Source organism: Empedobacter sedimenti (assembly GCF_030005555.1).
Taxonomy (GTDB): domain Bacteria; phylum Bacteroidota; class Bacteroidia; order Flavobacteriales; family Weeksellaceae; genus Empedobacter; species Empedobacter sedimenti.
The window spans coordinates 17,100-37,495 of sequence record NZ_JASCQG010000010.1 but is presented as its reverse complement, the minus strand read 5'-3'; the positions used below and the strand labels follow the sequence as shown (position 1 = coordinate 37,495).

At 33.2% G+C, this 20,396-nt stretch carries 20 protein-coding genes; 14 read left to right on the top strand and 6 right to left on the bottom strand.

Annotated elements, in window-relative coordinates:
* The first annotated feature begins 9 nt into the window (after nucleotides 1-9).
* Nucleotides 10-390, top strand: a complete 381-nt coding sequence (gcvH, locus tag QHG34_RS10430; RefSeq protein WP_282630128.1) for a glycine cleavage system protein GcvH — start codon at nucleotides 10-12, stop codon at nucleotides 388-390.
* Nucleotides 383-763 carry a VanZ family protein gene (locus QHG34_RS10425; RefSeq protein ID WP_282630127.1) on the top strand — a complete coding sequence of 127 codons (381 nt, stop codon included), beginning with the start codon at nucleotides 383-385 and terminating at the stop codon, nucleotides 761-763. Before gcvH ends, QHG34_RS10425 begins: the two co-directional genes overlap by 8 nt.
* Before the next feature lie 235 nt (nucleotides 764-998).
* Here QHG34_RS10425 and nadE read toward each other — a convergent pair whose 3' ends face one another.
* Entirely contained in the window at nucleotides 999-1,793 is a 795-nt protein-coding gene (gene nadE / locus QHG34_RS10420; RefSeq protein WP_282630126.1) for an NAD(+) synthase, read from the bottom strand.
* A 133-nt stretch (nucleotides 1,794-1,926) separates the two neighbouring features.
* Between nadE and gldB the strand changes: the two genes are divergently transcribed.
* The 5 genes from gldB (at nucleotide 1,927) to QHG34_RS10395 (ending at nucleotide 5,899) form a co-directional block, all read left to right on the top strand.
* Nucleotides 1,927-2,976, top strand: a complete 1,050-nt coding sequence (gene gldB / locus QHG34_RS10415) for a gliding motility lipoprotein GldB (protein WP_282630125.1) — start codon at nucleotides 1,927-1,929, stop codon at nucleotides 2,974-2,976.
* 18 nt (nucleotides 2,977-2,994) lie between these two features.
* Nucleotides 2,995-3,321 carry a gliding motility protein GldC gene (gldC, locus tag QHG34_RS10410; protein ID WP_282630124.1) on the top strand — a complete coding sequence of 109 codons (327 nt, stop codon included), beginning with the start codon at nucleotides 2,995-2,997 and terminating at the stop codon, nucleotides 3,319-3,321.
* Nucleotides 3,322-3,417: 96 nt separating this feature from the next.
* Nucleotides 3,418-4,740 carry a TolC family protein gene (locus tag QHG34_RS10405; protein ID WP_282630123.1) on the top strand — a complete coding sequence of 441 codons (1,323 nt, stop codon included), beginning with the start codon at nucleotides 3,418-3,420 and terminating at the stop codon, nucleotides 4,738-4,740.
* Between the two features lie 88 nt (nucleotides 4,741-4,828).
* Nucleotides 4,829-5,500: a tRNA (adenosine(37)-N6)-threonylcarbamoyltransferase complex dimerization subunit type 1 TsaB gene (gene tsaB, locus QHG34_RS10400; protein WP_282630122.1), complete on the top strand. Its 672-nt coding sequence runs from the start codon at nucleotides 4,829-4,831 to the stop codon at nucleotides 5,498-5,500.
* Between the two features lie 15 nt (nucleotides 5,501-5,515).
* Nucleotides 5,516-5,899 carry a DUF423 domain-containing protein gene (locus tag QHG34_RS10395; protein ID WP_282630121.1) on the top strand — a complete coding sequence of 128 codons (384 nt, stop codon included), beginning with the start codon at nucleotides 5,516-5,518 and terminating at the stop codon, nucleotides 5,897-5,899.
* A gap of 51 nt (nucleotides 5,900-5,950) precedes the next feature.
* On the opposite strand, the gene QHG34_RS10390 is transcribed toward QHG34_RS10395, so the two are convergent.
* The gene (locus QHG34_RS10390) at nucleotides 5,951-6,469 is read right to left on the bottom strand and encodes a hypothetical protein (RefSeq protein ID WP_282630120.1); all 519 of its coding nucleotides are present in this window, start codon (nucleotides 6,467-6,469) and stop codon (nucleotides 5,951-5,953) included.
* Between the two features lie 161 nt (nucleotides 6,470-6,630).
* Complete coding sequence (locus tag QHG34_RS10385) at nucleotides 6,631-7,308, bottom strand: YceI family protein (protein WP_282630119.1); 678 nt, start codon at nucleotides 7,306-7,308, stop codon at nucleotides 6,631-6,633.
* A 142-nt stretch (nucleotides 7,309-7,450) separates the two neighbouring features.
* Here QHG34_RS10385 and QHG34_RS10380 point away from each other — a divergent pair, with 142 nt between their 5' ends.
* Both QHG34_RS10380 and QHG34_RS10375 read left to right on the top strand, forming a co-directional pair.
* The gene (locus tag QHG34_RS10380; RefSeq protein ID WP_282630118.1) at nucleotides 7,451-8,410 is read left to right on the top strand and encodes an ABC transporter ATP-binding protein; all 960 of its coding nucleotides are present in this window, start codon (nucleotides 7,451-7,453) and stop codon (nucleotides 8,408-8,410) included.
* Nucleotides 8,407-8,934, top strand: a complete 528-nt coding sequence (locus QHG34_RS10375; RefSeq protein ID WP_282630117.1) for a GNAT family N-acetyltransferase — start codon at nucleotides 8,407-8,409, stop codon at nucleotides 8,932-8,934. The genes QHG34_RS10380 and QHG34_RS10375 overlap by 4 nt, the downstream gene beginning before the upstream one ends.
* Nucleotides 8,935-9,022: 88 nt before the next feature.
* Here the strand turns inward: QHG34_RS10375 and QHG34_RS10370 are convergent, their stop codons facing one another.
* From QHG34_RS10370 to QHG34_RS10360, 3 genes are read right to left on the bottom strand one after another with little or no spacing between them, the layout of a single operon-like run.
* Entirely contained in the window at nucleotides 9,023-9,799 is a 777-nt protein-coding gene (locus tag QHG34_RS10370) for an alpha/beta fold hydrolase (protein WP_282630116.1), read from the bottom strand.
* 3 nt (nucleotides 9,800-9,802) lie between these two features.
* Entirely contained in the window at nucleotides 9,803-10,528 is a 726-nt protein-coding gene (locus tag QHG34_RS10365; RefSeq protein WP_282630115.1) for a pyridoxine 5'-phosphate synthase, read from the bottom strand.
* 9 nt (nucleotides 10,529-10,537) lie between these two features.
* Nucleotides 10,538-11,809: a mechanosensitive ion channel family protein gene (locus tag QHG34_RS10360; RefSeq protein ID WP_282630114.1), complete on the bottom strand. Its 1,272-nt coding sequence runs from the start codon at nucleotides 11,807-11,809 to the stop codon at nucleotides 10,538-10,540.
* Nucleotides 11,810-11,863: 54 nt separating this feature from the next.
* Here QHG34_RS10360 and QHG34_RS10355 point away from each other — a divergent pair, with 54 nt between their 5' ends.
* From QHG34_RS10355 to QHG34_RS10335, 5 genes are all read left to right on the top strand, one after another.
* Nucleotides 11,864-12,349: a DUF456 domain-containing protein gene (locus QHG34_RS10355; RefSeq protein WP_282630113.1), complete on the top strand. Its 486-nt coding sequence runs from the start codon at nucleotides 11,864-11,866 to the stop codon at nucleotides 12,347-12,349.
* A 110-nt stretch (nucleotides 12,350-12,459) separates the two neighbouring features.
* A complete protein-coding gene (rimP, locus tag QHG34_RS10350) occupies nucleotides 12,460-12,921 on the top strand; it encodes a ribosome assembly cofactor RimP (protein WP_282630112.1) in 462 nt (153 codons plus the stop codon).
* Nucleotides 12,922-12,936: 15 nt separating this feature from the next.
* Nucleotides 12,937-14,172: a transcription termination factor NusA gene (nusA, locus tag QHG34_RS10345; RefSeq protein WP_282630111.1), complete on the top strand. Its 1,236-nt coding sequence runs from the start codon at nucleotides 12,937-12,939 to the stop codon at nucleotides 14,170-14,172.
* A 65-nt stretch (nucleotides 14,173-14,237) separates the two neighbouring features.
* Nucleotides 14,238-17,291: a translation initiation factor IF-2 gene (gene infB, locus QHG34_RS10340; protein WP_282630110.1), complete on the top strand. Its 3,054-nt coding sequence runs from the start codon at nucleotides 14,238-14,240 to the stop codon at nucleotides 17,289-17,291.
* Nucleotides 17,292-17,521: 230 nt separating this feature from the next.
* Nucleotides 17,522-20,323 (top strand): TonB-dependent receptor, encoded by a 2,802-nt coding sequence (locus tag QHG34_RS10335; protein WP_282630109.1) that lies wholly within the window; start codon nucleotides 17,522-17,524, stop codon nucleotides 20,321-20,323.
* Nucleotides 20,324-20,396 lie beyond the last annotated feature (73 nt).

The following is a 20,396-nucleotide window of genomic DNA, read 5'->3' as shown; positions in this document are numbered from 1 at the left end:
CAAACAATTATGAGCATTCCAAACAATTTAAAGTACAGTAAAGATCACGAATGGATTTCTGTAGAAGGAGACGTTGCAACAATTGGTATCACTGCTTTCGCACAAGGTGAGTTAGGAGATATCGTTTATGTTGATGTAGAAACTGAAGGAGAAACTTTAGGTCAAGAAGAAGTTTTTGGAACAGTAGAAGCAGTAAAAACAGTTTCTGACTTATTTATGCCAATTAGTGGAGAAGTAGTAGAATTTAACACTGAATTAGAAGGTGAGCCAGAATTAATCAACACTGATCCTTACGGAAAAGGGTGGATTATCAAAGTAAAAGTTGAAGACGCATCTCAATTAGATGCTTTATTAGACGCTGCTGCTTACGGAGATTTAATCGGTGCATAAGACAAAAAAAATAATATTCTTTGCGTATGTAGCGTTAGTATTTTATCTGACGCTTCTTCCGCAAGAAAACTTTTCTAAACTTAGTAAAATAAGACAATTAGAAATCTTTTTAGAGATTGATAATTTAGATAAAGTTGTACATTTTGGCATGTTTGGTTTGATGACGATTTTGTTCTTCTGCTGCTACAAAATTTTTGATCTTCGGTTAATTATTGTTCCATTTTCAATCAGTTTTTTGATTGAGATTTTACAAGGAACTTTAACTTTTTTACATCGAAGCTTCGATTTTGTAGATCTTATGGCAAACTTATCCGGAATCACCATTGCATACATTATTGTAATATATTATTTACAACATAAAAAAACTCAGTAGTTCTACTGAGTTTTTTGTTTTTTCAAATGTCATTCCGACGAAAGGAGGAATCTGAGATTCTTTATTCCGCTAGAGCTACATTCAGAATGACATAACTAAAAGTCATGTTGAACTCGTTTCAACATCTCATCAAAAACAAAAAAAGCAAACTTTCGCTTGCTTTTAAATTGTATTCTAGTTATAAGTTTTATCGAAGTTCGAATTTCGAAACTCGGAATATGTTTTACCTGTTCACTTACTTCATCAATTCCTCAGGAATATCACAAATCGGAATTGGAACCATCTTGTGTTGGTTGATACGATTTAATCTCAAATAAATCTCGAAAACTTCTTTTTCTCTTCCTTCAAATTCATCGGCAGTTTTTCCAGCTTCTTTCGCTTTCATTGCCCATTCCAATTCATCGTAATTTGCTCCTAATTGATCTTCATCCGAACGATCATCGCCAAACAAACCATCGGTTGGTTTTGCTTTTTGTATATCGGTATTAATACCTAAAAACTCTGCAATTTTATACACTTCAGATTTCATTAAATCAGCAATCGGACTTAGGTCAACACCTCCATCACCATATTTTGTATAAAAACCAACACCAAAATCTTCGACTTTATTTCCTGTACCAGCGACCAAATAATTGTGCAAACCTGCAAAATAATACAAGGTTGTCATACGCAAACGAGAACGTGTATTAGCCAAAGCTAAATTTACTTTATCAGTAGCCTCGGTTTGTGGTAATGCTGAAACCATTGCGTCAAATGTTGAAGTTAAATCTACCTCAATCGAATCAATTGGTGACGAAAATTTAGCTTTTAACCATTCGATATGACGTTTTGCTCTATTTGCTTGATTTTTTTCTTGATGAATAGGCATTTCCAAATTAAGCAAAGGATAACCTGTCATGGCACAAAGTGTTGAGGTTACTGCAGAATCTATTCCACCAGAAATTCCAATCACAAAGCCTTTTTGATGTGAGGTTTCCAAATAATCCTTTAACCAAGAAACAATATATTGTACAACTTTTTCAGTTTGCATATGCGTTATTTTAACTCAAATATAAGTATAATATGAGAAGAAAGCTTTTCAACTTTTCAAGAATCATTCAAAATTTTAATGTGCAATAGTCTACAGATTATTTCCTATTTTTGTTTGCTAAATAACCAACGCAATGAAATTTATTTGTCGCCTTGCTTTTGCGAGTTTAATTTTATTTACAGCATGTAAAAAAGAAAAGTCGTGGGATGTTGACGTTCAACAACAAAACGTAAAGTTGACGATTCATGATATTAGTAAAGATTTTTTTAACGATACAATTCCGTTAGCAACTTTACGCAAAGAATATCCGTTCTTTTTTGATGAAAAGACGCATGATAGTATTTGGGAAAAACAACGTAAAAACAAAGAAGAATTAGCTATTTATAGTTTAGCAAAGAAGAATTTTGGAGATTATAGCCAACTTGATAAAACGCTTACACCAATGTTTCAGCGTTATCAATATTATTTTCCTGAATATAAAACGCCAACAGTTTTTACATATTCATCTGGTTTGCAAAATATAGATTATCCAGTGATGTTTAGTCAACAATCTGGAATGATGTTTATCGCAATGGATGCTTATTTGGGCGAAAAGAATAAATTATATGATAGCATAAGAGTTGATCGTTATTTACGCACAAATCTTGAAATAGATCGTTTACCATCGCAGGCAGTAGATGCAATTGCGAATGATATTGTGACATTTAGCCCAAGAAATCAATTATTTATTGATAAAATTATTTACGAAGGAAAGAAGTTAATTTTGCAAGATGCTTTGTTAACTGATACGCCCGACGAATATAAAATGGGTTACACGCCAGAGCAAATAGCGTGGTGTATAGCAAATGAAGGACAGATTTGGAACTTTTTTGTTGAACAAAATTATATTTTTAGTTCGGATGCTTCATTAGACAAACGCTTTTTGGTTACAGCTCCTTTCTCTAAGTTTAACAACGAAATAGAGCAAGAATCTCCAGGGAAAATTGGTGCTTGGTTGGGTTGGCAAATTATTCGTCAATACATGAGAGAGAATCCTAAGGTTGAATTGAAAGCATTGTTGGAAGATATGGATGGACAAAAAATCTTTAAAGATTCGAAATATAAACCAGCTTTAGATGGAAATAGCGAATCAACATATACAACGAAATCAATAAATGGTAAAAATTATCATTTTATAAAATAATAGTAGAATTTGAATTTTATGAGAACAACAAATATTTCTGTAGACATCGAATTAGATGAAAACAATGTTCCAGAAAAAATGACTTGGAATGCACCAGATGGTGGAATTAGTCACGAAGAAACAAAAGCAATGTTACTTTCTGTTTGGGATGATAAATCAAAAGAGGCTTTACGTATCGATTTGTGGACAAAAGATATGACACAAGATGATATGAAACGTTTCTTTCACCAAATCTTAATCTCTATGTCTAGCTCTTACCAAAGAGCAACTGATGAAGAAGAAGTAGCGCAAAGAATTGCAGCTTTTGCAGAAGAATTTGCACTTGCATCAAAAATTAAAGGATAGAAAAATTTTTTTTCTCCTTTTTGAAGTCGAATTTCGTAACATATTGTTTAGAAATTCGACTTATTTTATATCTTTAAATTTCTGACTAACGATTATATGAAACGTCTATTATTTGCGCTAACATTTTTAGGATCAATTTATTCTTTTGCCCAAGAAGATTGGACAATAGAACAATGCATTATGTATGCGAACAAGAACAACTTGACGGTTCAGCAAAATAAAATCAACGAAGAGCTTTTTAATAAGGACAAAGAGTTGATGTATAACTCGTGGTTGCCAACAGTTTCGGGAACTATGGATAATAGTTTTACGATTGGTTCCTATAATCCAACGATTGATAAAGGATATTATCAATTTTCTCATTCGGTTGGTGCGCAATCAAGTATCAATATTTACAGTGGTGGAGTTGTAAAACTAAACAAAGAAAAAGCAGAGATTGATTTACAAGCTGCAAAAACACAGACAGAAATTACTGTAAATGATATTTCGTTACAAGTTGCCAATTATTATTTGGCAGTGCTTCTGAATAAAGAATTGAAACAAGTAGCGGTTGGTAATTTGGATATTTCTAAGTTATTATTAGATCAAAACAGAAAGAAATTTAAAGCCGGTACTGTAGCACAATCTATTGTGGCACAATCTGAATCTGAGGTTGCAACAAATACAAGAGAGGTGGTAAATGCTCAAATTGAAATAGAACGCGCTTTGTTTAACTTGGCTATGTTGTTACAATTAGAAGATTACCGAAAATTTAATGTAGTTAGTGTTAAATTGCCAGATAATGTGTCTTCTCAGTTGTATAATTTAGATGATGTTTTAGAATATGCTTATGCAAATCAACCAGCAGTAAAATATGCAGAGTTGCAAATAGAATCTGCTGTAAAACAAACTGAGATAACGCGTACCTCATTGTTTCCTAAAGTTACAGGTAGCTTTAACTTCGGAACAAGTTACTTACAATATTTTAACAAAAGACTACGTCAAGATGCTTTTCTAACGCAATTAGGACATAATGTAACAGGTGTTTTTGGAGTGAGTGTTATTGTGCCAATCTGGAATCAATATTCGTATAAAATTAATATTCAGAAAGCGTTAATCAATCAAGATTTAGCAAAGAATAATTTGATGCAATCTCGTCAAGAAATTCAGAAAAATGTACAATCTGCTTATTTCGAAGTTAATAGTTCTTTTGCATCTTATGATTCGTCAAAGGAAGCAGTGAAATATGCAAAGATTTCGTATGATTTTGCTCAAAAATCGTATAATGCTGGCGTAATTAATCAATATGATTTTAACCGTTCGCGAAATGACTTGATGGTATCAGAATCGCAAATGCTACAAGCAAAATACAACTACATTTTTAAACAAAAAGTGTTAGATTTCTATGCAGGAGTTCCGATTACGTTGGAGTCGAAATAGGGTTTTAACGTAGCAATTTCGCCAAAACCTATTCTAAAATCATTATTTTTTAGACAATCTTCTAACTTTCGTGATGTATCTTTGCATCATGGCAACAATCTTAAATTTAGAAACTTCAACAAAAAATTGTTCAGTTTCGATTGCTAAAGACGGTGTTCAACTATGTTTAGTTGAAGAAAGTGCAGAAAGTTTCGCGCATGGAGAAAAACTAAATCAATTTGTTGATTGGTGTATTGATGGGGCTGAAATTGAGTGGAAAGATCTAGATGCAGTTTGCGTTTCGAAAGGACCAGGCTCTTATACAGGTTTGCGAATTGGAGTTTCGTCTGCAAAAGGATTTGCGTTTGGTCTTAACCTTCCATTATTAGCCATTAATTCTCTTCAAATTTTAGCAGAATCTCAAATTAATCAAGGCTATGATATAATAATACCTATGATTGATGCGCGTCGTATGGAAGTTTATACAGCACAATTTGATACACAAGGAAATCAATTAACAGAAACTGAAGCAAAGGTAATTGACGAGACTTCTTTTGAAGAATTGAAAGGGAAAAAGATTGTTTTTGTAGGTGATGGCGCTGAAAAATGTCAAGAGGTTTTAGCGCATTTAGATGCTGTTTTTGTACAAACTTTTCCGTCAGCTAAATGGATGAGTTCATTAGCAGAGAATCGTTTTGAAGAAAAACAATTCGAAGATGTTGCTTATTTCGAACCTTATTATTTGAAGGATTTTGTTGCAGGAAAAAAGAAAACGGAATAAATAAAAAGAAATATCATGAAGAATCTTGTATTAACAATTGCGTCTTTGTACGGAATGACAGCAATTATTTTGGGTGCTTTTGGCGCGCATGCATTCAAGAAATTTTTGCCAGAAGATAAATTGGTAAGTTTTGAGGTTGGTGTTCGTTATCAAATGTATCATGCGATTGCGTTGTTAGCGATCGGAATGTATTTTCAGTTCGATAAAAGTTTAGAACGTTCTGCAGCTTGGTGTCTTATTGCAGGTACATTTATATTTTCTGTAAGTATTTATTTGCTTTCGTTTGCCAATCATTGGGGAGCAAATCTAAAATTCTTAGGACCAATTACACCACTTGGAGGTTTATTAATGGTTGTAGGTTGGGGATTATTGGCTTGGATTTTTATGAAAGGAAGATAATATCAATTATATAAGAATAAAAAACGGCGCTATTTCAGCGCCGTTTTTTGATTATTTTGGTTGAGCTATTTCTTCGAAATCATCTTCATTAAATTCAAATTCTTCAAAAGTACATTCTACTTCAAAAGGAATATCTCCATCTGTTTCTTCAGTAAAATCTTGCACTTCTCCTTTCCAATTAAGAGTCAAAATACCATCGTCATTTACACTAAACGTTAATTCGTTGTTGACAGTTTCATAATCTTCTTCCGAAACATTCAACGTTGTGTAATAAACTTCTACTGTTTCACCTTCTTCGTCCTCTTCTTCTGCAAAACCATAAGGAATAGAAACTTTTTTACCGTTTAATTCTTCTACAGATTCTACATCTAACGGAAAATCATCGATAAAGAAAGAAAGTTGAGGAAAATCGTTCTGTAACGAATCTCCTTCTACGTGTTCTAAGTCATCATTGGAATGGATTTCGACCAATAAACATTTTTTATTTCCCTGAAAAACGACTTTGCAAAGTGCTTTTTCAATTTGGTAATTAAATGTTTCCTCCGAATGGAAGAACTTAATTGTTTTCATTGTTTTGTTAATGTATGTTATTAATTATGAGTACGAATATAAATAAGTTCAATTAATTTTCACAATAAAAAATGATAAGAAATTATTTTTTTTAACATTTTAAATCAAAAAAGCCACACATTTTCATGTATGGCTTTAAATTATACTATTTTACGTTTTGATTATTTTGCTGGTGTAGCTGCTGCTTTCGCAGTTAAATCAACTTGTAATAATACTTCGTCTTTTACGATAGAACCTCCAGCTCCTGTAAATGTAATTCCGAAATCTTTACGGTTAATTGCAAATTCTTCAGATTTGATAGATACTCCATTCGCATCAACAGTTACGTTAGCTTTGAAAGTTACATTTTTAGGAACTCCACGGAAATCTAAGTTTCCAGAAATTTCTGTATTGTAATCTGCTCCTTGTAAAGCTTTAACTCCAGTAATTTCGAAAGTTGCAGTTGGGAATTTAGCTACATCTAAGAAATCTGGTGATTTTAAGTGTCCGTCTAATTTTCCTTTGCTTTCTGCATCAGCATCTAAATCTTTAGATTCGAAAGTAGCAAAATCAGCAACTAATTTACCTGATTCTAAAACTCCATTATTTACTTTTACAGACCCTTCTTTTAATTTTACTACTCCGTAGTGTCCTTCTTCTGGTTTTTTAATATCATCAAAAGTTTTTCCACCTTTCCAGTTAACAACAGAAGTTGTTGTGTCTAATGCATATTCTGTTGCACCTTCAGTAGATGTTGCACCTTCTTGTGCTTCTGTAGCAGCTTTAGTTTCAGTTTTGTTATCACATGATGTTAATACAACTGCAGAAACTACGGCAAGGCCTAAAAATAATTTTTTCATATCGCTTTTATTAATTTTTTTTCAAAATTATCACTTAAATTGATTCTAGGTATTGATTTAAGTCAATTAATGAAATAATTATATAAATCATTTTGAATAATTCTAAATACCTTTATCAAAAATAATCAAAATTTATTCAATCGTGCTAAATATTCAGAATCTTAATTATAATTATCCTGATTTTAACAAAAATGTGGTAGCTGATATCAATTTTGTTGTAGAAAAAGGTGAGGTAATTAGTATTATTGGAGAAAGTGGAAGTGGCAAATCAACGTTACTGAAATTGATTTATGGTTTGTTAGATTTTAATGAAGGAGAAATCTTATATCAAACCAAAAAATTACGTGGACCAGCTTACAATCTTATTCCAGGCCATGAAATGATGAAATATGTAGCACAAGATTATGATTTGTTAGATTTTGTGACTGTAGGAGAAAATGTAGGAAAATTCTTAAGTAATTTCGATTTAGAGCTTAAACAACAAAGTATTGACGAAGCATTAGAAGTTGTTGAAATGTCAGATTTCAAATATATTTTTCCGAATAAATTAAGTGGAGGACAACGTCAACGTGTTTCTATTGCACGAGCTTTGGCTCAACAGCCCGAAATTTTGTTGTTAGACGAACCTTTCTCTAATCTCGATCAAACCTTGAAATTGACTATTCGAGAAAAAATTATGGATTGGTGTAAAGCGCATCAAATAACGGTGATCTTTACAACACACGATTTGAATGATGCTTTTTATACATCTGATAAAATATTAGTCCTTCAAGAAGGAAAAATGATTCAGTTTGATGAGGTAGAAAAGGTGAGAGAATTTCCTGTATTAGAATATGTGGCAAAACTTTTTGGTTATGTTAATATATTGAATGACGCAAAGAGTCTGGAGATTAATTCAGCTAATGTTGTAGTTTATCCAGAGGAAATTGTCATCTCAGAGAAAGGAAAATTTGAAGGAAAAGTAATTTCGACTAAATTTCAGGGACGAGATTATTTAATTAGATTTATTTATAAAAATATAGAATTAGTTACTTTTTCACCCCATAAAATATTGACAAATGATTTGCTTAAATTTGACATCGTAAAATTTCATCAATTATGAGTTTAGAAAGTTTGCAAGTACTGAAATTATCTACAGAAAGATTGCTTTTAATTCCATTTACAACAAAGTTTTGTGAAAATATATTAGCGAATAATTTTTCTGATTTAGATAAGTTGAATTTAGTTAGAGGAACTGATTGGCCAGATCGTGTTGTGATGGATACTTTACCTAGAATTATGAATAATTTAGCTAAAGTGGATTATCCAACTGGTTTTGAGTCGTGGATGATTATCAAGAAATCTACGCGTGAAGTAATCGGTGATATAGGGTTTAAAGGTTTAAATTTTGTAGAGAAAAGCTGTGACATCGGTTACGGACTTGTAGCAGCAGAAAGAAAAAAAGGATATGCAGAGGAAGCTGCTGTAGGATTGATTAAATGGGCTTTTTCTAACGAATTGTTAGAAGAAATTACAGCGAGTTGTTTAATTACTAACATTAGTTCTATTAATCTGTTGAAAAAATTGAATTTTAAAGAGTTAAGCAGAGATGCCAAGTATATCCATTGGTCGTTATTGAAAGAGTAAAATAGCATTCTTCGTTTTATATTTATATTGGACAGAATGATAGTAAGATAAAAAAGCGAAATTCAAGTTGAATTTCGCTTTTTAGTTTTTATTTATTCAACAAAAAATCTAAGATTTCTGCTGTAAAGTCTTTCGGATTTTCTGCATGCAACCAATGTCCTGCGTTTGCAATTTTCTTGATTTCAGCATTCGGAAAACGATTTTTGATCATCATTTCATCTTCGGGCATGATGTAATTAGAATTTGCGCCACCCAAAAATAAAGTTGGACCATCAAATTCTCCTTTCAATAATTCAGAACCAATCATTTCTTGGTAATATTTATCTAAAACATCTAAATTGAATCGAAAAGCATATTTCCCGTTTTCTGCATTGTATACGTTTTTTAATAAAAATTGTCGCACACCAATTTCAGGAATAAATTGTTCTAAGGTTGTTTCGACATCTTTTCGAGTTTCAATTTGATCAAAATTAACAGATTTCAGCGCCTTGAAAATCGCATTATGATGAGGTTGGTACGCTTTTGGAGCCATGTCAGCAACGATTAAATGATCTAATCTATTTTGATGAATCATCGCAAAATCAATCACAATTCTTCCGCCAAGTGAATGTCCCAACAAATGCGCTTTTTCGATAGAATTGGCATCCATATAATTCACGATATCTTGTGTCATTGCTGCTAAAGAAGAATCTTCGCTATGAAAACTACGCCCGTGATTGCGCAAATCAATCAAATGTGTCGTAAAATGTTCTCCAAATTGTTTTCCTAATGTACTCCAATTGTCTAATTGTCCGAATAAACCATGAAAAACCAATAAATGTTTTTCACCAGAACCAACAATTTTACTGTGTAAGATTTCTGCCATTTTTTACAAATTTGCTAATTCAATTTTACGTAAATACGCTTGTATTGTATTTTCTAAACCTAAATATAACGCTTCAGAAATCAAGGCGTGACCAATAGAAACTTCCGCAATTGTTGGAATTTCACGAATAAAATATTCGATATTATCTAAACTCAAATCGTGTCCAGCATTTACAGCCAAGCCATTTTCGATTGCCAATTTTGCCGTTTCTTTATAAGGATTGATTGCTGCAAGATTCCCTAAACCATATTGTGTTGCAAACTCTTCTGTATATAATTCGATTCTGTCTGCACCAGTTTTCGCAGCACTTTCAATTAAAGCAGGATTTGGATCTAAGAAAATAGATGTTCTGATTCCAGCATCTTTAAACGTTTTAATCACATCCGTTAAATAATCAAAATGTTTGATTGTATCCCAACCAGCATTTGACGTAATCGCATCTTCTGCATCAGGAACCAAGGTAACTTGTTCTGGTTTTGAATTTAAAACCAACTCCATAAAACTATCAATCGGTTTCCCTTCAATATTAAATTCAGTTGTTACAACAGGTTTCAAATCGTACACATCTTGGTAACGAATATGACGTTCGTCTGGACGTGGATGAATTGTAATTCCTTGTCCACCAAATTCCTGAATTTTGATTGCCGCTTCTACAAGATTTGGCGTGTTTCCACCTCGTGCATTACGAATTGTGGCAATTTTATTTATATTAACACTTAATTTAGTCATGATTTTATGTTATAATTTTTTAATATCAGAAAGCGAAATGCTTTGCATAATTTCTAAGTCAAATTTACGACAAGCTGTCAACAAATGATCGAAAATATCGGACTGAATTCTTTCGAATTCTGAATTATTTGCTGAAGTTGTAAAACATCCAATTTCTAGAGGCATTCCAAGTGGAGAAACGGGTAATTGTTTCACTATAATTGGATCATTTTGAGAAACTGTTTTTAAACTTTTCAAATAATGTTCGACATAAATTCTAAACACACCAATATTGGTTAAATTTTTACCATTGATGTCCAAATCAGAATTTTCGATGTTTTGATTATATAAAGAGATTTCGTGCCTTTTTTGTTGAATGTATTGTTGTATTAAAGTGATATTTTCGAAACGATTTAGCATTTCTTCGTTACAAAACTGAAATGAATTGACGTTAAATGAAACCGAACGTTTTATTTGACGTGTTCCTGTCGCCATCATTGCCATGTGATTAGTTACTTGTGATGACACCAAATCTACAGTTGGTACAGTTGCGATTGATTTATCAAACTTCTCAATTTTCACTAAGTTGATGTTAATTTCTTTGACGATTCCTTCGATATCTCCTTTCGAAATGGTAATCCAATCTCCAACTTTTACAATTTTAGAATAGGAGATTTGTAGTCCAGATACAAAACCGAAAATAGCGTCACGAAAAATCAATAAAACTGCAGCTGTTAATGCTCCTAATACTGTTATAATGGTATTTTGTTCAACAGTAAACAGAATCATGATACCCAAAATAATGGAGAAAAAGACAACAATAAATTTTAACATTTGTCCAAAAGTTCTTACACCAACCGTTGTGTAGCTGTTTTCTTCGTTGTAAACATCAATAATTGTATTAATAACTCTGAAGATAAGCTGCGTAAACAGAATTAAAGAAATTAATTCGGTGATTCGTTGTACTACATGAAAAATATTACCATCATCCTTAAAAAGAATAACGTTCATACTTAATGCAAAACTAGTCGGAATAAGATGGATGACAGATGTAAAGACTTTGTTTATGTACAAAAATTTCATCCAATCATTCTCCGTAAAATTTTTAATCTTTTTCAGCAAAGGAAGAATGATGATTCTTAAAATAAAATCAATAATAAATAGGATTGAAATCCAAGAAACAATTTCAAAAAAAGTGAATAAATTTTCTGACAAATCAATTTTGAAATATTGATTGAAAAAAAACTTTACACCATCAGAAAATTCTTCATAAAAAGATTTATCTTGCACAAGCAGTTTCATATAAATAGAATGGAATTGAATTGTACAAAGTTACATTTTTAAAAATACAAAAACATGGATAACGACTCGATACTAAATATAATCAGCGGAATTTTACTAGTTGTAGGATTAATCGGAACAGTATTACCAGTTTTACCAGGAGCTCCATTGGCATTGGTAGGATTGCTAGTCTTTAAATTTAGTGGAGATTGTAGTTACAATTGGGGAACGATAATTATAGCAGGATTATTTGTCCTAATTGGCGCATTACTAGACTATTTATTGCCAGCTTATATGACCAAGAAATTAGGAGGAACAAAGTATGGGATTTGGGGCTCAATTGTTGGGTTAATTGTTGGGTTATTTTTCCCACCAATCGGATTTATAGTAGGTCCATTTTTGGGAGCATTGTTAGGTGAATTAATTTTTAGCGCAGCAGAGCCAAAAGTAGCATTGAAATCTGCATTTGGATCATTCGTAGGATTTATTTTAACAACAGGTTACGATGTCATTTTAACTCTAGTATTTATCGGAATATTTGTTTATCAATTAATGAATTAAAGAGATTAAATTGCTGAAATTAGGTCAGTAAAAAATATTTACCTATATTTGCAGAGAATTTAAAGGAATAAATGGAGGAGGGCTGGTTATAGCTCTCTTTTTCGTTGTATATGGATTCTAACAAAGTAAAACAACTGATAGAAGAAGCAATTGCGGAGAATCCGTCATTGTTTCTAATCGATTGGAAAATCACTCCAGATGATAAAATTGTCATTTTAGCAGATGGAGACGAAGGTCTTTCAGTCGAAGAAATTGTAAGAATAAGCCGACATGTAGAACACAATCTTGATAGAGAAGAATGTGATTTTGCATTAGAAGTTTCCTCTCCTGGTGTAGGAAGTAACTTAACAATGCCTCGTCAATTTGTCAAAAATATAGGTAGAACTTTAGAAGCTACATTAAATGACAAAGTGATGGAAGGCGAAATTGTAGAAGCCGATGAAGAAGGTGTTACAATTTTTTGGGAAGCACGCGAACAAAAGGCAGTAGGAAAAGGTAAAATTACAGTAGAATACGAAGAAAAAATAAATTACGCTGACATCAAGAAAGCGATTATAAAAGTCACCTTTTAAAAAAATTAAAGTTTAATGGACAATCTTGCATTAATTGAATCTTTTGGAGATTTTAAAGACGATAAGAACATCGACCGTATTACGCTGATGGCAATCTTAGAAGAAACCCTGAAAAGTGTTTTGAAAAAGAAATATGGTACAGATGATAACTTTGATATTATTGTAAATCCTGATAAAGGAGACTTAGAGATTTGGCACAACCGTATCGTTGTAGAAGACGGTTTCTCAGAAGATGATGCAACAGATATTGAATTATCTGAAGCACGTAAAATTGAGCCAGATTTTGAAGTAGGTGAAGAAGTATCGGAAAAAATTCCGATCGAAGCATTAGGTCGTCGTGCTATTTTAACATTACGTCAAACATTGGTTTCTAAAGTAATGGAGCATGATAACTCTAATTTATACGAGAAATTTAAAGGTTTAATAGGAGAAGTAGTTTCAGGAGAAATCCACTATGTACGTCACAAACAAGTGATTATTATGGATGACGAACAAAACGAAATGATTTTACCAAAAGAAAATCAAATTCCATCAGATTTTTTCAGAAAAGGAGATACATTACGTGCTGTTGTAGATGACGTAAAATTAAGAGGAGCAAAACCTCAAATTATTTTATCAAGAACATCACCAAAATTCTTAGAGAAATTATTTGAACAAGAAATTCCAGAAATTTTAGATGGATTAATTACAATCAAAAATGTAGTTCGTATCCCTGGAGATAAAGCAAAAGTTGCAGTAGAATCTTACGATGATCGTATCGATCCTGTTGGAGCTTGTGTTGGTATGAAAGGATCTCGTATCCACTCGATCGTACGCGAATTACGTAACGAAAACATCGACGTAATTAACTATACTAACAACCAAAGTTTGTACATACAACGCGCTTTAAGTCCTGCGAAAATTGCGAATATCGAAATTAACGAGGAAGAGAATAAAGCATTAGTACATGTAAGTCCAGAAGAAGTTTCTAAAGCAATTGGTAAAGGAGGTTATAACGTACGTTTAGCATCTAAATTAGTTGGAATGGAAATTGATATTTTCAGAGAAGGTGCGCAAGACGAGGATGTAGAATTATCAGAATTCTCAGACGAAATTGATGCGTGGGTAATCGATGCATTTAGTGCAATCGGATTAGATACTGCAAAAAGTATTTTAGAACAAGATGTTGATGACTTAATTAAGCGTACTGACCTAGAAGAGGAAACAATTTTAGAGGTTATCCGTGTCTTAAAAGAAGAGTTTGAAGATTAATTCACACTCAATTCATAAACAATTTGTAAATTTGCAAACATTATAAAATAAGAGATTAGTTTCATATGCCGGAAATAAGATTAAGTAAAGTATTAAAAGAATTAAATATATCAATAGATAGAGCTGTTGATTTTTTAGAAGCCAAAGGTAAAACAGTAGAAAAAAACCCAAACTCTAAAATCGATGTGCCGACTTACGATATTTTAGTTAATGAGTTCCGGTCAGATGCTAAACAAAAGCAAGCTTCTGGTGAAGTAGTCATTAACAAAATTTCTGATATCAAAGCAGCAGAGAAAAAAGAAGCAGATGCTAAAGTAGCTGCTGAAAAACCTGTTGTGGTAGAAAAACCAGAAGTAGTGCAAACGACTAAGGTAGAGTTAGAAGGTCCTAAGACTGTTGGTAAAATAGACTTAGATGCTTTGAAACCGAAAGCAAAGGTGGAAAAAACGCCAGCTAAGGAAGAAGTAAAACAAGAAATCAAGAAAGAAGAAACTCCAGCTCCTAAAGTTGAAGAAAAAACTGAATCAAAAGAAGAAGTAAAAGGTCCGAAAGTGATCAAAGTAATCGATCTTGATAAAATAAATAATACGGGTAAACCTAAAAAACAAGATTCTCCAGCTCCTAAAAAAGAGCAAGCAGAACCTAAAAAGGCGGAAGCACCGAAGGCGGAAGTTAAAAAAGAGGTGAAGAAAGAAGAACCTAAAAAGGTTGAAGAGGTTAAAAAGCCTGAAATAAAATCGGAAGCGAAGCCTGAAGTGAAGAAAGAAGAAACAGAAGAAGTAGCAGCTGAATCTCAAAAAATTGAGACAGTTTATACCAAATTAGATGGACCTAATTTTACTGGAGCTAAAATTGACTTATCTAAATTTGATAAGAAAAAACCTGATCCAAAACAAGGAAATCAAAAAGGTGGTAACAACAATGCTGCTGACAAGAAGAAGCGTAAACGTATCCAGAAAAATGTTAAGCCAGAAGATGTAGCAAAAGCTGGTGAAAACGGAGGAAACAATAATAACAACCGTCAAGGAGGTAATAACAACCACCAAGGTGGAAACAATAACCGTCAAGGAGGTAATAACAACCACCAAGGAGGAAATCGTCCAGGTGGAAATAACCGTCCAGGCGGACAAGGTGGTGGAAATCGCCAAGGAGGAAACAATCGTCCAGGAAATAATAACTTTAGAGGTGGACAACGTGCACCGCAAGTAGAACTTTCTGATGAAGATGTTAAAAAACAAATTAAAGACACTTTAGATAAACTTACGAATAAAGGTAAGGGAGCAAAAGGTGCAAAACACAGAAGAGATAAACGTAACCAACGTCGTGAATTTGCCGAAATGGAGCAAGAAGCGATGGATATGGACAAAACATTACATGTAACAGAATTTGTTACTGTTAATGAATTAGCATCTTTAATGGATGTATCTGTAACAGAAGTTATTTCTGCATGTATGTCTTTAGGTATCATGGTAACAATGAACCAACGTTTAGAAGCTGATACAATTCAGTTAGTTGCAGATGATTTCGGATTCGAAGCTGTATTTGCAAATGCTGAAGAGGAAATCTCAACAGAAGAAGAAGAAATCGATAACGAAGAAGATTTAGTAACACGTGCGCCAATCGTAACTGTAATGGGACACGTTGACCACGGTAAAACATCGTTATTAGATTACGTTCGTAAAGCAAATGTAATTGCAGGTGAGTCTGGAGGTATTACACAACATATCGGTGCATATAATGTAACTTTATCAAGTGGAAAACGTGTAGCGTTCTTAGATACTCCTGGTCACGAAGCTTTTACAGCGATGCGTGCTCGTGGAGCTCAAGTAACAGATATTGCAATTATTGTGATTGCGGCGGATGATCAAATCATGCCACAAACACGTGAGGCAATTTCTCACGCACAAGCTGCAGGTGTACCAATGATTTTTGCAATCAACAAAATTGATAAACCAGCTGCTAATCCAGAAAAAGTAAAAGAGCAATTAGCTCAAATGAACTTATTAGTTGAAGATTGGGGTGGTACTTACCAGTCTCAAGAAATCTCTGCTAAATCTGGTTTAGGTGTTGATGATTTATTAGAAAAAGTATTATTAGAAGCTGAAGTATTAGATCTTAAAGCTAATCCAAAACGTAAAGCATCAGGTACAGTTGTAGAAGCTGCTTTAGATAAAGGACGTGGATATGTATCTACTATTATTGTACAAACAGGTACTTTACACATCGGAGATTATGTATTAGCAGGGTCTCACCACGGTAAAGTTCGTGCATTGTTAGATGAGCGCGGTAACAACGTAAAAGTTGCTGGGCCATCTACACCAGTTACAATTTTAGGTTTAGACGGAGCGCCAACTGCAGGTGATAAGTTTAAAGTTTACGAAGACGAGCGTGAAGCGAAACAAATTGCATCTCGTAGAGATCAATTACAACGTGAGCAAACTATTCGTACACAAAAACACATTACGCTTGATGAGATTGGTCGTCGTATTGCTTTAGGAGATTTCAAAGAGTTAAATATTATCTTGAAAGGTGACGTGGATGGTTCTGTTGAAGCATTAACAGATTCATTACAAAAACTTTCTACTGAAGAGATTATCGTTAACATCTTACATAAAGGTGTTGGACAAATTACAGAATCTGACGTATTATTAGCTTCTGCTTCAGATGCGATTATTATCGGATTTAACGTTCGTCCAGGTGGATCAGCTCGCGAAATTGCAGATAAAGAAGAAGTAGAAATCAGAACTTATTCTATCATCTATGCTGCGATTGAAGAGATCAAAGAAGCGATGGAAGGTATGTTATCTCCAGAATTGAAAGAGCAAGTAACTGGTAATATTGAAGTTCGTGAGACTTTCAAAGTTACTAAAGTTGGTACTATTGCAGGATGTATGGTATTAGATGGTAAAGTTTACAGAAACTCTAAAATTCGTATCATTCGTGATGGTGTAGTAATTCACGATGGTGAATTAGCTTCATTGAAACGTTTCAAAGATGACGTGAAAGAGGTTAGTAAAGGTTACGAATGTGGTCTTAACATCAAAAACTTTAATGATATTCAAGTAAATGATATTATTGAAGCTTATGAAACTGTAGAGGTTAAAAAGAAATTGAAATAAGATTAATTTCTCTCAATATATAAAAAGGGAACTCATTACGAGTTCCCTTTTTTGTTTCAAAATGTTTTGTTAACTGCCACTTATTTAGAATTTAATTCTAAAAATAGTAAAATATTTAGAATATGTTTTTAAATTATCTAAATTTTATTGTTTTCTTTTATTTTATCTAATCAGGACTTGTTTTGTATTCTATAAAGTCTATAACTTTGCTAGACTTTAAAATTATAGATATGAACAAGAAATTATACTCACTCAAAAAAATATTTTTTATCACCGCTCTTTTCGGCGGAACACTTTTATTTGCCCAAACGAAAGTAACAGGTACGGTTGAAGATTTAAATGGACCAATCGATCAAGCAACCATTAATGTAAAAGGAACCAATATTACAACAATTACTGATGTAAGTGGTTTGTATCAATTAACATTAGAGCCTGGTAAATACGAGATTACTGTTTCGAAAATAGGTGAGCCAACAACAACGCAAACAATTAATGTAAGCGAAGATGCTGAAGTAGCTTTAGATTTTTTTTTAGAGCAAACAGAAGAACAAACGAATCTTAACGAAGTTGTTTTGATTGGTTCTCGTGCAGTAGGTCGTACACAGTTAGACTCTTCAACACCAGTTGATGTAATTGACATCAAAGAAGTAACAAAAGATGTGGGACAAGTTTCGTTGAATCAAATCTTAAATTATGTTGCGCCATCTTTTAGCTCGAATACGCAAGTTATTTCTGATGGAACAGATCATATTGATCCTGCTTCTTTGCGAGGTTTAGGACCAGATCAAGTATTGGTTTTGATTAACGGAAAACGTCGTCATACAACATCATTGGTTAATATTAATGGTTCATTTGGTAAAGGTTCTGTCGGTACAGATTTGAATGCGATTCCAACTTCTGCGATTAAAAGAATTGAAATTCTTCGAGATGGAGCCGCTGCTCAATATGGTTCTGATGCGATTGCAGGTGTGATCAATATTGTCTTGGAAGATTCGACAGATAAATTGCGTGCATCAATTTCCTATGGAGGAAATCTATCGAAAAATGCAGAAGATAATTTTGATGGTGAAACTTTTCAAGCGAATGTAAATTATGGTGTAAAAGTGGGTGAAAAAGGAGGATTTGTAAATCTTGCAGGTTCTTACGACAAACGTCAACCATTTAATCGTCAAAAAGAGTTTACAGGAACAATTTTTTCTGATTATAATCGACCAGATTTATACCCAAATCCAACAGGAAAAGATATTACAAACGAAGAATTAGCACGCCGTGGAGAAACACGTGCAGATTATGTTTCTCGAATCGGACAATCAAAAAATGAAGGAGGAGCAATCTTTCTTAATTCACTTTTTCCAGTTTCAGATAAAACTGAAATTTATACGTTTGGAGGTTTAAATTATCGTTTGGGTGAATCGACAGCTTTTCGTCGTCAACCTGCTCAATTACACCAAACAGTTGCTTCAATTTTTCCAAATGGATATCTGCCTTTAATTGAAACAAATAACTATGACCGTTCATTATCAGCCGGGATTCGTAGTGAAATTAACGGTTGGAAAGTTGATTTTTCGAACACATACGGAAATAATACCATCGATTTTGGAGTCAAAAATACAGTTAACGCATCGATGAAAGAATCTTCGCCAACATCTTTTGAAGCTGGTGGATATCGTTTTACTCAAAATACGACTAACCTAGATTTTACACGATTTTTTGATGATGCCTTAGCTGGAATTAATGTGGCTTTTGGTGCAGAATTTCGTTACGAAAATTATCAAATTGTAGGAGGTGAAGAATCATCTTATGCAAATTATGGTAAAGTTCGCCAAATTGGTGTAGACGGAAATGGAAAGCCAATTTATGTACAAGATTTTAACGGAAATATCAATACATTATTCGCTGCAAATGGAACTGCTTTAGCGGGTGGAGCGCAAGCTTTTCCTGGATTTTTACCAGCGAACGAAGTCAACGCAAATCGTCATTCTGTAGCGGCATATTTGGATACGGAATTTAATTTTTCAAAAGATTTCTTAGTTGCTACAGCCTTACGTTACGAAGATTATTCAGATTTTGGATCAACGTTAAATGGAAAAATTTCGACACGATACAAATTAGGAAACTATGTATTGAGAGCCGCTGCAAGTACAGGATTTAGAGCACCATCTTTGCATCAATTATATTTTAGTGCAACATCAAGTTTATTCTTAGACGGAGCAATTTCTAATTCAGGAACTTTTACAAATGATAGTCGCGCCGCAAAATTATTAGGAATCCCACAATTGAACGAAGAAAAATCGAAATCAGTTTCTGCTGGTATAACAGCAAATTGGGGAAAATTCAAGTTGAGTGTTGATGGATATTTCATTCGTATAGATGATCGTATTATTTATACAGGGTCATTTAAAGGAAGTAATGCTGCAAATGCTTCAGCTCAAGACAAAGAGATTTATGAATTATTGCAACAAGCTAATGCAACTTCTGCACGTTTCTTCGCCAATGCAATTGATACCGAAACGAAAGGAGTAGATGTTGTTTTAACATATCAAGATCGTTTGGGAGCTGGGAAATTACGTGGAGATTTATCGGCGACTTTTAGTAAAACAAATGTTGTGGGCGACGTTCATGCTTCGGATTTATTGAAAGGAAAAGAATCTACTTATTTTGATCGTTCAAGTCGTATTTATTTAGAATCGGCTGTTCCTCGTACAAAGGTTAATTTATCACTTAATTATTCTCTAGATAAATGGAATGTTTATTTGCGAAATGTTTACTTCGGAGAAGTTGATGCAGCGACAAATACTATAGAAGAATCACAAACATTTAGCGGAAAAGTTGTAACGGATTTAAGTTTTGGATATGCTTTTAATAAAAATATATCGTTGACGATCGGTGCAAATAATTTGTTTGATATCTATCCTGATGAAACGAAAATTGGAGGAAATAGAGGTGCAGGATATTTCGTGTATTCACGTACTGGACAACAATTCGGAACTGGAGGACGTTTTGCCTTCGCTCGTTTATCATTGAATTTATAATTGAAATAGTTTATATGTTTTACCAAATCTTTGTCTTAATTGATGAAGGTTTGGTATTTTTGTTTAAATCGAT

Coding starts and splice junctions, on each gene's coding strand:
- QHG34_RS10375 (WP_282630117.1), top strand. CDS start 8,407: ATGAGTTTAGAAAGTTTGCAAGTACTGAAATTATCTACAGAAAGATTG.
- tsaB (WP_282630122.1), top strand. CDS start 4,829: ATGGCAACAATCTTAAATTTAGAAACTTCAACAAAAAATTGTTCAGTT.
- QHG34_RS10335 (WP_282630109.1), top strand. CDS start 17,522: ATGAACAAGAAATTATACTCACTCAAAAAAATATTTTTTATCACCGCT.
- QHG34_RS10365 (WP_282630115.1), bottom strand. CDS start 10,528: ATGACTAAATTAAGTGTTAATATAAATAAAATTGCCACAATTCGTAAT.
- QHG34_RS10370 (WP_282630116.1), bottom strand. CDS start 9,799: ATGGCAGAAATCTTACACAGTAAAATTGTTGGTTCTGGTGAAAAACAT.
- QHG34_RS10390 (WP_282630120.1), bottom strand. CDS start 6,469: ATGAAAACAATTAAGTTCTTCCATTCGGAGGAAACATTTAATTACCAA.
- nadE (WP_282630126.1), bottom strand. CDS start 1,793: ATGCAAACTGAAAAAGTTGTACAATATATTGTTTCTTGGTTAAAGGAT.
- gldB (WP_282630125.1), top strand. CDS start 1,927: ATGAAATTTATTTGTCGCCTTGCTTTTGCGAGTTTAATTTTATTTACA.
- nusA (WP_282630111.1), top strand. CDS start 12,937: ATGGACAATCTTGCATTAATTGAATCTTTTGGAGATTTTAAAGACGAT.
- QHG34_RS10405 (WP_282630123.1), top strand. CDS start 3,418: ATGAAACGTCTATTATTTGCGCTAACATTTTTAGGATCAATTTATTCT.
- infB (WP_282630110.1), top strand. CDS start 14,238: ATGCCGGAAATAAGATTAAGTAAAGTATTAAAAGAATTAAATATATCA.
- QHG34_RS10385 (WP_282630119.1), bottom strand. CDS start 7,308: ATGAAAAAATTATTTTTAGGCCTTGCCGTAGTTTCTGCAGTTGTATTA.
- QHG34_RS10360 (WP_282630114.1), bottom strand. CDS start 11,809: ATGAAACTGCTTGTGCAAGATAAATCTTTTTATGAAGAATTTTCTGAT.
- rimP (WP_282630112.1), top strand. CDS start 12,460: ATGGATTCTAACAAAGTAAAACAACTGATAGAAGAAGCAATTGCGGAG.
- QHG34_RS10355 (WP_282630113.1), top strand. CDS start 11,864: ATGGATAACGACTCGATACTAAATATAATCAGCGGAATTTTACTAGTT.
- QHG34_RS10395 (WP_282630121.1), top strand. CDS start 5,516: ATGAAGAATCTTGTATTAACAATTGCGTCTTTGTACGGAATGACAGCA.
- gcvH (WP_282630128.1), top strand. CDS start 10: ATGAGCATTCCAAACAATTTAAAGTACAGTAAAGATCACGAATGGATT.
- gldC (WP_282630124.1), top strand. CDS start 2,995: ATGAGAACAACAAATATTTCTGTAGACATCGAATTAGATGAAAACAAT.